9 protein-coding genes are annotated in these 13,781 nt (G+C 42.3%); 5 read left to right on the forward strand and 4 right to left on the reverse strand.

Annotated elements, in window-relative coordinates:
* Window positions 1-184: 184 nt before the first annotated feature.
* Window positions 185-670, reverse strand: coding sequence for an FKBP-type peptidyl-prolyl cis-trans isomerase (locus CXF61_RS04290; RefSeq protein ID WP_057758283.1), 486 nt, complete (start codon window positions 668-670; stop codon window positions 185-187).
* 324 nt (window positions 671-994) lie between these two features.
* On the opposite strand from CXF61_RS04290, the gene CXF61_RS04295 reads away from it, so the two are divergent.
* Window positions 995-3,025 carry a M61 family metallopeptidase gene (locus tag CXF61_RS04295; protein WP_165597282.1) on the forward strand — a complete coding sequence of 677 codons (2,031 nt, stop codon included), beginning with the start codon at window positions 995-997 and terminating at the stop codon, window positions 3,023-3,025.
* A 166-nt stretch (window positions 3,026-3,191) separates the two neighbouring features.
* Here the strand turns inward: CXF61_RS04295 and CXF61_RS04300 are convergent, their stop codons facing one another.
* Window positions 3,192-4,046 carry a CopM family metallochaperone gene (locus CXF61_RS04300; RefSeq protein ID WP_165597283.1) on the reverse strand — a complete coding sequence of 285 codons (855 nt, stop codon included), beginning with the start codon at window positions 4,044-4,046 and terminating at the stop codon, window positions 3,192-3,194.
* A 213-nt stretch (window positions 4,047-4,259) separates the two neighbouring features.
* Window positions 4,260-4,874 (reverse strand): pseudouridine synthase, encoded by a 615-nt coding sequence (locus tag CXF61_RS04305; protein ID WP_165597284.1) that lies wholly within the window; start codon window positions 4,872-4,874, stop codon window positions 4,260-4,262.
* Window positions 4,875-5,312: 438 nt separating this feature from the next.
* On the opposite strand from CXF61_RS04305, the gene icd reads away from it, so the two are divergent.
* The gene (gene icd / locus CXF61_RS04310) at window positions 5,313-6,572 is read left to right on the forward strand and encodes an NADP-dependent isocitrate dehydrogenase (RefSeq protein ID WP_165597285.1); all 1,260 of its coding nucleotides are present in this window, start codon (window positions 5,313-5,315) and stop codon (window positions 6,570-6,572) included.
* A 235-nt stretch (window positions 6,573-6,807) separates the two neighbouring features.
* On the opposite strand, the gene CXF61_RS04315 is transcribed toward icd, so the two are convergent.
* Complete coding sequence (locus CXF61_RS04315; protein ID WP_165597286.1) at window positions 6,808-9,027, reverse strand: NADP-dependent isocitrate dehydrogenase; 2,220 nt, start codon at window positions 9,025-9,027, stop codon at window positions 6,808-6,810.
* 607 nt (window positions 9,028-9,634) lie between these two features.
* On the opposite strand from CXF61_RS04315, the gene CXF61_RS04320 reads away from it, so the two are divergent.
* From CXF61_RS04320 to glyA, 3 genes are all read left to right on the forward strand, one after another.
* Window positions 9,635-11,020, forward strand: coding sequence for a GNAT family N-acetyltransferase (locus CXF61_RS04320; protein WP_165597287.1), 1,386 nt, complete (start codon window positions 9,635-9,637; stop codon window positions 11,018-11,020).
* A gap of 102 nt (window positions 11,021-11,122) precedes the next feature.
* Entirely contained in the window at window positions 11,123-11,623 is a 501-nt protein-coding gene (locus CXF61_RS04325) for a chorismate--pyruvate lyase family protein (protein WP_165597288.1), read from the forward strand.
* A 551-nt stretch (window positions 11,624-12,174) separates the two neighbouring features.
* Window positions 12,175-13,431 (forward strand): serine hydroxymethyltransferase, encoded by a 1,257-nt coding sequence (glyA, locus tag CXF61_RS04330; RefSeq protein ID WP_057758295.1) that lies wholly within the window; start codon window positions 12,175-12,177, stop codon window positions 13,429-13,431.
* Window positions 13,432-13,781: the final 350 nt, after the last annotated feature.

A 13,781-nucleotide genomic window follows, 5' to 3' on the forward strand; every position in this document is an offset into this window, starting at 1 on the left:
GTAATTTTTATGGCGTATTTTCTAAGTAGATAGTATTTAAGTTGATCATATTTATATTAATTCGAAACTTACCATGAAATAAGCATAAAAAAGGCCAGTAACCTGATCGGCTACTGGCCTTTTATATTAGATGATAAATCTAATAACTTACCATCTAACTATTGTCACTACACTCTAGAAGAGATTAGTGCTCAACGCCACCTGCACCATGTACATGGCCATGGTTTAGTTCGTCTTCAGTTGCTGCACGTACTTCTTGGATTTCAACATCAAATGTCAAACGCTTGCCAGCCAATGGATGGTTTGCATCAACAGTAACTTCTTGATCGTTTACAGCAGTCACAGTAACCAACATTACTTGGCCACCAGCTTCTGACTGGAACTGCATACCAGGCTGAATGTCATCAACGCCTTGGAAGTTGTCACGTGGTACATGCTGTACTGCTTGCTCTTGGTATTCGCCATAGCCATCAGCAGGTTCAACGACTGCATTAACTTTTTCACCAGCAGACTTACCTTCTAATTGTGCTTCTAGGCCTGGGATAATGTTGCTGTGACCATGTAGATAAGCAAGTGGCTGACCTTCTGGTGACTGGTCAAGGATATTGCCTTCGTCGTCTTTTAGTGTGTAATTGAATTTGACGGCAGTGTCTTTTGCGATAGTAGTCATAAAATATCCTAAATATATCTATGTAAAAAATTAAATACGGTTGCAATAAACCTAAAAAAGCCAATCTGCAAGCCAAAAGGCCACGTCATTAGTCAATTATCATCAGTTTATTAAAGTAACTTTAGCAGTTAGCATCTTTAATTGAGATGGCCCACATAACTTTCAAGGCAAAAAACATAAAAAATGCCAATTAATGCCACAATTTACAATAATAACTGCTATTTTCTATAGTTAATGCATAGCTATTGGCTATTCATGGTTTAGGAGTTGCTTTTTTAGAGTAGGACTTCTAGCATAATTATAAAAATAAGGATGAGAGACACGATGACTGCATTTGCCAATACCACTACTAAACAACCAACGAGTAATGTTTCGACCAATCGTGATGATACTAAAGCTAAAACGATAGCTGATATAAGCTATCAATTTGATTTTGCCCGTTTCTACGAGCATTTGGTCGATGTATCCCTGAGTTTTACAGCAGTATCCGACGCTCCGCAGCTTTGGTTACCAGCGTGGATACCAGGCAGTTATCTGATGCGTGAGTTTGCCCGAAACATCACTGCGGTACATTATCAAATAATAGAAGCTCCAACAGCAGATAGTGACAAGCAGCCAAAGACTTATCGCGCGCAGAAAATCGATAAAAACACATGGCAGCTGCCAGCGGTGCAAGCAGGGCAGACGGTCATCGTCGAGTACGAAGTCTATTGCTATGACTTGTCTGTGCGTACGGCCTACGTCGATCAGCAACGACTTTATGGTAATTTCACCTCACTTGCGCTAGCCGTCGAAGGGCAAGAGCAATCACCTGTCCAAGTTAGCTTGATTGTGCCTGATACATTTTTTGCAGACAAAGAAAGTAGCAAAGTACTGTTGGCCTGTGGTTTGGACGCTACGCACCTGCAGATTGATCAACAGCAAAAAGGCCGTCAGCAAGCGAACTGTCAGCACATTTATAAGTTACAGGCAGCCAATTATCACGAGCTGATTGATTATCCATTCGAAATCGCAGAACAAGAAAAGTTTGATTTTATTATTAACAATAATGAGCACCAGACGCTACATCATAGCTTTTACCTGTCAGGTAAGCAGAATGCTAATCTAGGTCGATTGCAGCAGGATATTACTCAGATTTGTCAGACCTACGTAGATTGGTTAGGCGATGCGCCATTTGACGATTATACCTTTATGACCTTTGCCAGCGGTCAAGATTATGGTGGGCTTGAGCATATTAACTCTACTAGCCTTATCACCCCGCGCAATGACTTACCCAGCAATAATGAGCCAAAGTTACCAAGTACAGATTATCAGCGGTTTTTAGGCTTGTGCAGTCATGAGTATTTTCACTCATGGTGGGTAAAGACAGTACGTCCTGATGTCATGATCGATGTCGATTTACGCCGTGAGGCATTTACCCCATTACTTTGGGTGTTCGAAGGGTTTACGTCTTATATCGATGATTTTATGTTGCAAGCGTCAGGTGTGATTGATAAAGCCAATTATCTGCGACTGCTAGCCGAGCAAATCAATCGCTACTATCAGACCCCAGGGCGCGGTAATCAAAGCGTGGCAGAGTCGAGCTTTGATGCTTGGATTAAGCTGTATCGTACTGATGAAAATACAGGCAATGCGGGTATCAGTTACTATAATAAAGGCGCGTTGGTCGCTCTATGTCTGGACCTAATCTTACTCAAAAATAGCGACGGTCGTTATCGTTTGTTTGATGTGGTCAAAGCTTTTTATACTCAAGCCAAGCAGAACGACAGTAAGCGGATTGGTATCAGTAGTGCTGACATGGGCTCCGTCATTGAGCAGTTTATGCCGCTAGCAGAATGGGAAGATTTTGAACGCCGTTACGTCAATGGGGTAGAAGAGCTGCCAATTGAAGCGTTGCTAGTGGCAAACGGCGTCAAAATACAGGCGAATACTAAAGAAACCGCTGACAAGCATGTGCCTTGGGGGATGCGATGTAACGAAACGCCAGCTGGGCTAAAGGTCAATCGTGTGATGCGAGATAGTCTGGCGGCTAGAGCTGGTATTTCAGCACATGACGTTATTATCGCGATTGACGGCATCAAAGCGGATACGAAACAACTTACCGCCTTGGTTAATACAGCGCATCCTGTTGAATGTTATTTATTCCGTCGTGATGAGCTGATGTGTGTTCAGGTTCAACCCGAAACGACAACTAAAGTGAAGCCGCGAGATGAGACAACTGGCATGACTGGAGCAGTACCTCCTCATAAAGTAAGCCTACGCTTAGCAAAAGAAGATAAGACTCTAGAGGATGATAATGAGCCATTAAAAGGTGAGGCAGGTTGGGAGACATGGCTTAATGTTATGAAACGCTAGCCTCGATGCTACATAAAATACCTTTCCATATAAAAGAACCTTTCTATATAAAAAACCCTCTTCTGAGCAATACTGCTTAGAAGAGGGTTTTTTATAATCTATAATATTGTTGATATGTCTAAGCAACCTAAGTGATTAATTAATCAGTGATTGGTGACGTATAAGATTACTGTTCTTTAGCTTTAGTATCTGGGTTATCTACGTTCTTATTATCGGTAGTTTCAGGCTCAATACTTTCATCTACAGAACTATCGTCTTCGTTGCTACTTGCAGCCTCAAGCGCAGCAATCCAGTTTTTCATTATATCAATTTCAGTTTGCTGGTTATCAATGACGTCTTGCGCCAACTGACGCATCTCCTCATCTGTCCCATATTCGAGCTGAACTTTTGTCATATCAACAGCGGCAATATGATGCGGTAGCATGCCGCGTGCAAATGCCATATCAGGTACGGGATCAGCCACACCCAAAGTCATTTCGCCATGCATATTTTCCATGTTTTTAGCATATGCTTGCTGCATCGCCACAGTATTTGGCTTAGGTTTGGCAGCATCAGGATGGCTAGCCAGCCACTTGTTTAAGACATCGATTTCAGCTTGCTGTGCCGTGATGACGTCTTGAGCAAGTTGGCGCATCGCTTCGTCAGTGCCATACTTGAGCTCTATTTTTGCCATCTCTACCGCGCCGCGATGATGTCCCAACATGCCTTTAGCAAAAGCGGTATCAGGATCGTTATACCCCATACCAATCATCATCTCGTCATGCATTCTAGTCATCGATCTCGTATAGTCTCTGAGCATATCGCTCATTTGAAACTCATCACTGACACTGCTATCGCTATCATTTGTTAGAGTATCATCTGCCATACCGTCATGCTCAGCATGTGGCATATCAGTCACGGGCGGTGAGGTTTCTTCCGCAGGATTTGATTGGTTGTCCTCAGTCGTTGGCTGACAGGCGCTCAATACAAGCGCCGCAGAAATGCTAGTGACCAACGAAAGAAAACGACGAGAAGCAATCATGACATATCCCTATTGCGAAAAAACCAAACGATAAATGGATAATACCTATTATACATAATCAATTACGTGCTGAATGTTAGCAGATAAACCTTACCCATTCGAGACACTATGTTTAACAGGTCGTAATATATTAGTGTCAGAGCTTTATATTCGTGGCTAAACAGCCAAACAGTGTGAACCAACCAACAATATATAAACTTAAAACCATCTAAACTAGCTAGAAATACCTAGCTGACGACAGTGTTCGCTAGTTAGATGAACGCGTACAGACTCCCCAACAGCTAAATCACCTAGCTCAAACCCTGCCACTGACCAACGTATCAAACGCAGACAAGGCAGACCGACATGCGCTGTCATACGTCTGACTTGGCGATTTTTACCTTCATATATTGTCAGCATTAGCCATGAGTCCGGCACGCTTTTACGCTCACGTATTGGCGGATTGCGCTGCCAAAGCATCATCGGTAGCTCACTTTCACTGACGTGTTTGACCTCAGCAGGTAGTGTTTTACCGTCTTTTAAAACCACGCCACGTTTGAGCTTATTGATTTGCTCAGCAGTAGGCGTTCCTTCTACTTGCACTAAGTAAGTTTTACCTTGTTTGCGCCCTGCATTGGCTTTTGGCGGATGAGTAATTGCTTTATTAACGCGACCATCATCAGTCAAAATCAGCAAGCCCTCCGAAGTGGCATCTAGCCTACCAGCAACTCGCAAGGCCTTATCGGTAAAGTATTGCGATAGGGTGGTGTGGTCGTTGTTACTATCATCTCTAAACTGACTTTGCACGCCGTAAGGCTTATTGAATAAGATGAGACTAGAAGTAGACATAAAAAGGTATTTCCTAGTGTTTGATGGACAATGAATCATTGTAGCGTATGTTTTCTGATGTAGAGCTAGTATTAAGAGACAAGACTAAAAGCGATATATTTAATGTGCTGTATGCTACATGACCTGCTACAAAAGTAGGACAGCGCTTGTATAGATTTGCTGTTATCCTAAATCCGCATTCTGATAGTGGTATTTATGTTTTTAATAGAGAAATATCTACTATCTGCAAGCGGCAATCATTGTTTGGATCTTTATTTTAATTTTTTTAGCTTCGAGCTATGTTTAACATTGTTTACATCAATGCCGCAAGTGTCGCACTCATCAAAGCTTTGCTTAGCCGATAAGCGCTTAGAGCGTTATAACTATAATAAAACGGTTAGCGTAATAAAGTGTTAAGTTCGCTTGCGACGTCCAACATACAACCAAGGAGTATCATCGATGTCATATGATAAGGTTATCGTGCCAAGAGACGGCGAAAAAGTGACCGTAAACGCGGATCTAACATTAAATGTTCCCAATCATCCGATTATTCCGTTTGTGGAAGGTGATGGAATCGGTGTAGATATCACGCCTGTCATGATAAAAGTAGTCAATGCTGCGGTTGATAAAGCGTATCACGGCAAGAAGTCTATCATTTGGATGGAGACTTATCTTGGTGAAAAAGCAGCGAAAGTATATGATGGCGATTATTTACCAAGCGAGACGTTAGAGATTCTAAAAGACTGCGTCATTAGTATCAAGGGTCCATTGACCACACCAGTGGGTGGTGGCTTTAGTTCGTTAAACGTCGCGGTACGCCAAAACCTTGACCTGTATGTATGCCAACGCCCCGTACGTTGGTTTGAGGGCGTGCCAAGTCCAGTGCAGCATCCAGAGCTGACGGATATGGTTATCTTCCGTGAAAACACAGAAGATATCTACACGGGTATTGAGTGGAAAGCGGGCAGTGATGATGCCAAAAAAGTTATCAATTTCTTAAGAGATGAGATGGGTGTGACCAGTATTCGCTTCCCTGAAGACTGTGGCATCGGTATCAAGCCTGTCTCAAAAGAAGGCTCACAGCGACTCGTACGTAAAGCGATTCAGCATGCCATCGATAATGATCTGCCAAATGTGACCCTAGTGCACAAAGGTAATATCATGAAGTTCACTGAAGGCGCATTTAAGGATTGGGGTTATGAGCTAGCGGCAGAGCGTTTTGGTGCAGAGTTATTAGATGGCGGTCCATGGATGACCATGAAAAATCCAAAAACGGGTAACGATATTATTATTAAAGACGTCATCGCTGATGCTTTCTTGCAGCAGATTTTGATGCGTCCTGCAGACTACTCTGTAGTGGCAACGCTCAATCTAAACGGTGACTATATCTCTGATGCCTTGGCGGCTGAAGTAGGCGGTATTGGTATTGCACCTGGTGCAAACAAAGGCGGCGCGATCGCTGTTTATGAAGCGACGCACGGTACTGCGCCCAAGTACGCTGGTCAGAATAAAGTAAATCCAGGCTCATTGATATTGTCTGCTGAGATGATGCTTCGTGATATGGGCTGGACGGAAGCAGCTGATCTTGTTATCAGTGGTATCCAAGGGGCGATTGCCAATAAAACAGTCACGTATGATTTTGAGCGTCTGATGCCAGATGCTACCTTGCTGAGTACTTCGGAGTTTGGTAAGGCGATTATTAAGCATATGGAAGCCTAAGACTACTTAAGCTCTAAGCATTCTATTTTATTACTATGTATCAAAAGCCACCTGATTATATAGGTGGCTTTTTTTATTTCACTTTTTATAAAACTTTTAGAAAACACAAAAAAACACCCCAACGTTCGAAGACGGTTGAGGTGTTTTTTTACTAAGACTTAAACCTGCTTAATCGCTTCTGGGTATAAAAACCAAAAGCGATTAGGTTTAATGGTTTAAGAGCAATCGCTTAAAATTATAGCGATGCCAATGTCTCGTTAAATAAAGCGCTTGGACGCATTGCTTTCTTAGCCAATTCTTCATCAGCATAGTAGTAGCCTTTAATGTCTACTGGCTTGCCTTGAGCTTGGTTAAGTTCTTTAACGATAGCTTCTTCGTTCTCTTTTAGCTTTTGCGCGAATGGTGTAAATTGCGCCTTTAGCTCGCTATCTTTATCTTGCGCTGCAAGCTCTTCTGCCCAGTACATCGCTAGATAGAAATGGCTACCACGGTTGTCGAGCTCGCCAGTCTTGCGTGATGGTGACTTGTCGTTTAGTAGCAGTTTTTCTGTTGCTGTATCTAGCGTGTCTGCCAAGATTTGAGCTTTAGCATTGTTGTCGTTGTTTGCTAAATGCTCCAACGATACCGTCAATGCCAAGAACTCACCAAGTGAATCCCAACGTAGATGGTTTTCTTCTGTCAGCTGCTCAACGTGCTTTGGTGCAGAACCACCAGCGCCAGTTTCAAACAAACCGCCGCCTTTCATTAATGGTACAACTGATAGCATCTTGGCACTGGTGCCTAGCTCTAGGATAGGGAACAAGTCAGTTAGGTAATCGCGTAGGATGTTACCTGTCGCAGAGATAGTATCTAGACCACGAGCAACGCGCTCTAGGGTATAACGCATCGCACGAACCTGAGACATAATCTCGATATGTAAGCCAGTGGTATCATGATCTTTTAGATACGTTCTAACTTTTTTGATTAGCTCGTTTTCATGTGGACGATATGGGTCTAACCAGAAGATAACAGGCGTATCTGATTCACGAGCACGGCGTACGGCAAGTTTTACCCAGTCTTGGATAGGCTCATCTTTAACCTGACACATGCGCCAGATATCACCTTTCTCAACACGTTTTTCGAGTAGTACTTCATCAGTATCAATATCGACGATACGTGCAATACCAGCATCGCTAGACTCAAAAGTCTTGTCGTGCGAGCCATATTCTTCAGCTTTTTGAGCCATTAGGCCAACGTTAGGAACGGTACCCATTGTTTTTGGATCAAAGTTACCATGCCATTTGCAGAAGTTGATCATTTCTTGGTAAATACGCGCAAAGGTAGACTCTGGCATGACGGCTTTACAGTCATACATTTTGCCATCAGCACCCCACATTTTACCGCCTGAACGAATCATCGCTGGCATAGAAGCATCAACGATTACATCACTTGGTGAATGGAAGTTGGTGATACCTTTTGAAGAGTCAACCATGGCCAGACGTGGGCGATGTTCTTGACACGCATGTAAATCACGCTCAATCTCCTCACGTTTTGAAGCTGGTAGCGTTGAGATCTTATCGTATAGATCTGCCATACCGTTGTTGACGTTAATACCTAACTCATCAAAGAATGCGCCATGTTTTTCAAAGGCTTCTTTGTAGTAGATTCTAACCGCATGACCAAAGACGATAGGATGCGAGACCTTCATCATGGTTGCTTTTACGTGCAATGAGAACAAGATACCAGCTTCGCGGCAATCTTCCATTTCACGCTCATAAAACTCTAATAGTGCTTTTTTGCTCATGACCATCAGATCGATGACTTCTTTATCAAGCAAAGCAATTTTAGGCTTTAATACTTTTTGAGTACCGTCATCAAGTAACAACTCCATACGTACCGTACGAGCTTTATCTAATGTCGTAGATTGCTCGCCATCGTAGAAGTCGCCGCCATGCATGTGTGATACGTGCGTGCTTGACCATTGCTTCCACTCACCCATAGAGTGTGGGTGCTTGCGTGCATAGTTTTTAACGGCTTTAGGAGCACGGCGATCTGAGTTACCTTCACGTAGTACTGGGTTCACTGAACTGCCTAAGCTTTTGCCATAGCGCTTGCGTAGTTCTTTTTCTTCGTCAGTTTGTGGATCTTCTGGGAAGTTAGGAATAGCATAGCCTTTGCTCTGTAGCTCTTTGATAGCGGCTTTTAACTGCTGTACAGAAGCACTGATGTTTGGCAGTTTGATGATGTTAGTATTTGGGTCTTGAGTCAGACGACCTAGCTCAGCTAAGTTGTCCGGAACACGTTGCTCTTCGGTCAAGTATTCAGGGAATTCAGCCAATATACGCGCTGCAACAGAGATATCGCTGGTTTCAACTTCAACGCCTGCTGTTTTTGTGAATGCTTCGACAATAGGTAAGAACGACAGAGTCGCCAGCGCTGGGGCTTCGTCAGTTTTTGTATAAATAATTTTTGACATTTTAGTTAGATCTTCCTTTAGGCTGTAGTTAATAATAAAGCTCAAATATAGTGTTGAATATGCGTCAATGATACTATGTAATAATCCATGATATGGTTAGAACAAATACTTCATATGTAGCTTCTTAGAAATTTTTAAGACAGGTTAGACATTTTCTTTTAATAATATTCATGAAAAAAGCATTTAAAGGCAACACGTTAACAGTCGGTGCACAATTGCCTAAAAGTGAATCACTGACGCTACATTATAATCAATCCACTATAAATCCGATAGGATGTCAATCGTATACCATGAACTAAGTATACTGTTTTAGCTCGTATCCTATGGTTTCGAATTATACTAAGCTAATAACAACCTTATTCTACCAGTCATCGGCTTCGATATCATCTTTTCCATACAACTACTGTTTTTTCATGACGTTTTATATTGATCTTACTGCCCATGAGCGCATTCTTGCAAACCACCCGCGTTATCGTTGGTGGTTTTCTATTGGGTGCGGATAAGTTTTTGCAAATTGTGACAGCAATGACGTAAAAATTTGCTAGTCTAGGTCATCAATAGATTGGTTATCGATAAATATATCGCGATTATAATAGTGACGGTGAATATGAGTTTAGAGTATGCGCTGATTAATGATACCAGCTGGCAGAGCCAAACAGAGTGGCAGACGCCAGATACCCCTTTTATGTCATTTGCTTTTTGGCAAGCGCTGACTGACACCGGAGCAATTGGTGAGCAGGCAGGGTGGCTACCGATATTTATTTTGGTACATCGTGTCGCTGATGCTACTAATAGTGAAGTTAGCAGCGATACCTTAGTAGATAGCACAGCAAAAAATACATTGCAGCCTGTGGCTGTCATGCCAGTATTTATAAAAGGTCATCATCGCGGTGAGTTTGTATTTGATCATGCATGGGCTGAAGCTTATGCGCGCTATGGTGTTGATTATTATCCGCGCTTGGTCACTAGCGCACCATATACACCGATTACTGGTCAGAGAGTTTGGTTGGCCAAAGGTGAAGTATTAAATGAGGATATCCTCAGAACGGCCATCGCAGGTATCGATGATATCGCTCAACAAGTGGGCGCCTCAAGCTGGCATGGACTGTTTGTGACACCAGAGCTTGCCTCTATCGCCACCACATCTATGCCAACTGAAATTGATGTAGAGCATGCGATAGCGGCTCAAGAAAGCGGCGTAGAATCAGCTGCTATTGAGCTACCGATATTTGAGCGTCAAGGTTGCCAGTTCTTATGGCAAAACAAAGACTTACTTAATGACAGTAAGCCATTTGCAGATTTTGATGCGTTTTTGATGACCTTAAAAGCCAAAAAGCGTAAAACCATTCGGGCTGAGCGCCGTAAAGTTGCCGAGCAAGGCATTATTTGCCAACGAAAATGCGGCGATGCTATTAGCGATGCTGATTGGAAGGCTTTTTATCATTGTTATGTGATGACCTATGCAGTACGCGGACAGCAGCCTTATTTGACGATAGATTTTTTTATGGCATTGGCAGTGAGCATGCCTGAGCATATAATGCTTGCACAAGCACTCGACGCCAGTGGTGAGATTATCGCGAGTAGTTTGTTCTTATATGACAGACCTGATAGCGACAAGGCTGATGGTGACAATGTTGGTGGTGACAATGTTGGTGGCGATAATAATGCCACCTTATATGGTCGTTACTGGGGTGCGCTCGGTGAATATGACAGCTTGCATTTTGAGCTGTGTTATTACCAAGGTATCGAGTTTGCTATTGAGCAAGGATTGATATCTTTTGATCCTGGTACGCAAGGCGAGCATAAGCTAGTACGTGGTTTTGTCCCAACGACGACACATTCTATCCACCGTATCTATGATCCGCGTTTTGTACCGGCGATTGGCGATTTTTGTGCTAGAGATCGTGAGCATATGGCGCAGTATCGTCAGCAGGCTTTTGAAGCTCTGCCTTTTAATGCTGACAATATGCCTAAATTTGATGGTAGTGCCTAATAGCAGTAATTTATAATAGCAGTCAGCTGTGACTCACTCTGCTTTTATTCGTATGTACCTTTTAATTGTTAAACACCCTATAAAAAATAATAGCTATAAACTATGACCAGCAATTCTTTTAGTTCTACCAATGATTTACCTCCTACTGAACTCTTACCTTGGCTCAATGCTGAAGGCTCTCTCACTGCGATATTAGAAGAGAAGGCAGGGCAGCCGCTGCGCGTAAAACGCAGCTTTGAAGGCTATCGTTCGCTGACTTTAGCTCAAAAAAAGCAGCTGGGTGTACAAGGCATGATGCTAAATCGTCCAATGCTGGCATGGATACGGGAAGTGCAGCTATATGGCAATAATGACATGCCATGGGTGCAAGCACAGAGCATCTTTCCTTTAAACAGTTTAAAAGGTCAGTCTTGTCGTCTTCAGCATCTGAAAAACACACCTATTGGCTACGTGTTATTTAAGCGTCGCCGTACTTTGCCAAATAAGCGTTTTATCAGTCATACCAGTGACGGTTGGCAACGACAAACGTGTTATGACTGGTATGGTCGCACGCTTATGATTAGTGAAACGTTCTTACCTGCGTTTTTAACTAGCGACCTATAAAAATATTACTAGGTTAACCTTGCTTGAGTTATTTAATATACATCTACACTCGGCTGCCTTGTATTACTTTTAAAGTGAATCGACTATATCTAGCCACGCTTAAAAATATTTTATGCCTAAAACAGCATAAAAAGGCATATTGGCGAAAACATTCAGCGGGTAAATCCTTTATTTTATTGGCTATTTATCTGTGTGATATAGTCATTTAATTCGCTCATCTTAAGGTGAGGTTTTTTTGCGCTCACAGCACAAATTTTCATGTTACACTTAATCTTTCGCGATGATATTGATGCAAATGTACATCGATTTTATTGACGAATCAGTCAAGTTAATAACAGGTCAGTCGCCTGTATTTATTCTTATTTCAATCTTTGCTAATAGACTCCATTCACAATAAGGGTCATACCATAAAACAGACTGCAGAAAAACAGCGTGCAGAGGTATTAATAGTACTTCAGCGACGTTGACGCAGTAGTTGTTTTATTGTGAGCAGGCTATAAGCTTCTTTTCAATGACGTTTTTTAATGACAGTCACTACTTAGGACATCACTATGTTTAAAGATATTTCTATCAAAGATTTTGATCCAGTACTTGCTGAAGCGATGGCCGCAGAAAGCGTTCGTCAAGAAAACCACATCGAGCTTATCGCCTCTGAAAACTACTGCTCACAAGCAGTGATGGAAGCACAAGGTACTGACCTTACCAATAAATACGCAGAAGGCTATCCTGGCAAGCGTTATTATGGTGGTTGTGAGCATGTGGATGTCGTTGAACAATTGGCTATTGACCGTGCTAAAGAGTTGTTCGGTGCAGAGTATGTGAACGTTCAGCCTCATTCTGGTAGCCAAGCAAACTCAGCCGTATTTTTAGCATTGTTAGAGGCAAATGACACTGTACTAGGCATGAGCTTAGACGCTGGTGGTCACTTGACCCATGGCGCACATATCAACTTCTCAGGTTTGAACTACAATGCCGTACAGTACGGATTGGTAGACGGTACTGGCCTTATTGACTATGATCAAGTAGAGAGCTTGGCGCGTGAGCATAAGCCAAAAATGATTATTGCTGGTTTTTCAGCTTACTCGCAAGTAGTCGATTGGCAGCGTTTCCGTGACATCGCGGATGAAGTAGGCGCGTATCTATTGGTCGATATGGCTCACGTTGCAGGCCTAGTTGCTGGCGGTGTTTATCCAAATCCAGTACCTTTCGCTGACGTGGTTACGACGACTACGCACAAAACTCTACGTGGCCCACGCTCAGGTATGATTTTGGCGCGTGATGAAGTATTGGCTAAAAAGCTAAACTCAGCTGTATTCCCAGGCAACCAAGGTGGCCCATTGATGCATGTTATCGCTGCAAAAGCGGTTTGCTTTAAAGAAGCGTTAGAAGATAACTTCAAAACGTATCAGCAGCAAGTAGTGAAAAATGCCCAAGCAATGGCAAAAGTGGTTCAAGAGCGCGGCTATGAAGTCATCTCTGGTGGTACTGAAAACCATCTAATGCTGATCAGCCTCGTTAAGCAAGAAATGACGGGTAAAGAAGCGGACAAATGGCTTGGTGAAGCACACATTACTGTCAACAAAAATGCTGTACCAAACGATCCAAAATCACCATTCGTGACTTCTGGTATCCGTATCGGTACGCCAGCGATTACTACTCGCGGTTTCAACGAAGCACAAGCGGGTGAGTTGGCAGGTTGGATCTGTGACGTACTAGACAGCCGCGGTGATGAAGCGGTTGCTACTGAAGTACGCGCTAAAGTAGAAGCGATTTGTGCAGAATTACCAGTCTATGCTAAAAATCAGTAAACTTTAGAATGGTAATAAAAAAAACCGCTAAGCTTTTGCTTAGCGGTTTTTTTGTTATTGCTCTTTATAAATATTAGAGCATTTAACGCAAACCTATATTGGTATTGCTATTTAGCTCTTTTTAATTATATTTCAGTCCGTTATTTAACCTGAAAATTACTACCGAAATTTTTCGATAGATGTAGTGAGCTTGACTGAGTTCCGCTATTAGTTTTAAAGAGCTAAGTTGATGTTTAATTAAGAAAAATATGTAAATTTTTTTGTTTATATAAAACTATTAGTATATAGTTGGCATTGAACATTTAGTAATAATACTAATACAAATTATAATAAATAATTACACTTTGTAT

The organism is Psychrobacter sp. 4Dc (assembly GCF_002836715.1).
Taxonomy (GTDB): Bacteria; Pseudomonadota; Gammaproteobacteria; order Pseudomonadales; family Moraxellaceae; genus Psychrobacter.

Excerpts from the sequence above, each read along its gene's own strand:
- CXF61_RS04290 (WP_057758283.1), bottom strand. The coding sequence starts at position 670 with ATGACTACTATCGCAAAAGACACTGCCGTCAAATTCAATTACACACTA.
- CXF61_RS04295 (WP_165597282.1), top strand. The coding sequence starts at position 995 with ATGACTGCATTTGCCAATACCACTACTAAACAACCAACGAGTAATGTT.
- CXF61_RS04300 (WP_165597283.1), bottom strand. The coding sequence starts at position 4,046 with ATGATTGCTTCTCGTCGTTTTCTTTCGTTGGTCACTAGCATTTCTGCG.
- CXF61_RS04305 (WP_165597284.1), bottom strand. The coding sequence starts at position 4,874 with ATGTCTACTTCTAGTCTCATCTTATTCAATAAGCCTTACGGCGTGCAA.
- icd (WP_165597285.1), top strand. The coding sequence starts at position 5,313 with ATGTCATATGATAAGGTTATCGTGCCAAGAGACGGCGAAAAAGTGACC.
- CXF61_RS04315 (WP_165597286.1), bottom strand. The coding sequence starts at position 9,027 with ATGTCAAAAATTATTTATACAAAAACTGACGAAGCCCCAGCGCTGGCG.
- CXF61_RS04320 (WP_165597287.1), top strand. The coding sequence starts at position 9,635 with ATGAGTTTAGAGTATGCGCTGATTAATGATACCAGCTGGCAGAGCCAA.
- CXF61_RS04325 (WP_165597288.1), top strand. The coding sequence starts at position 11,123 with ATGACCAGCAATTCTTTTAGTTCTACCAATGATTTACCTCCTACTGAA.
- glyA (WP_057758295.1), top strand. The coding sequence starts at position 12,175 with ATGTTTAAAGATATTTCTATCAAAGATTTTGATCCAGTACTTGCTGAA.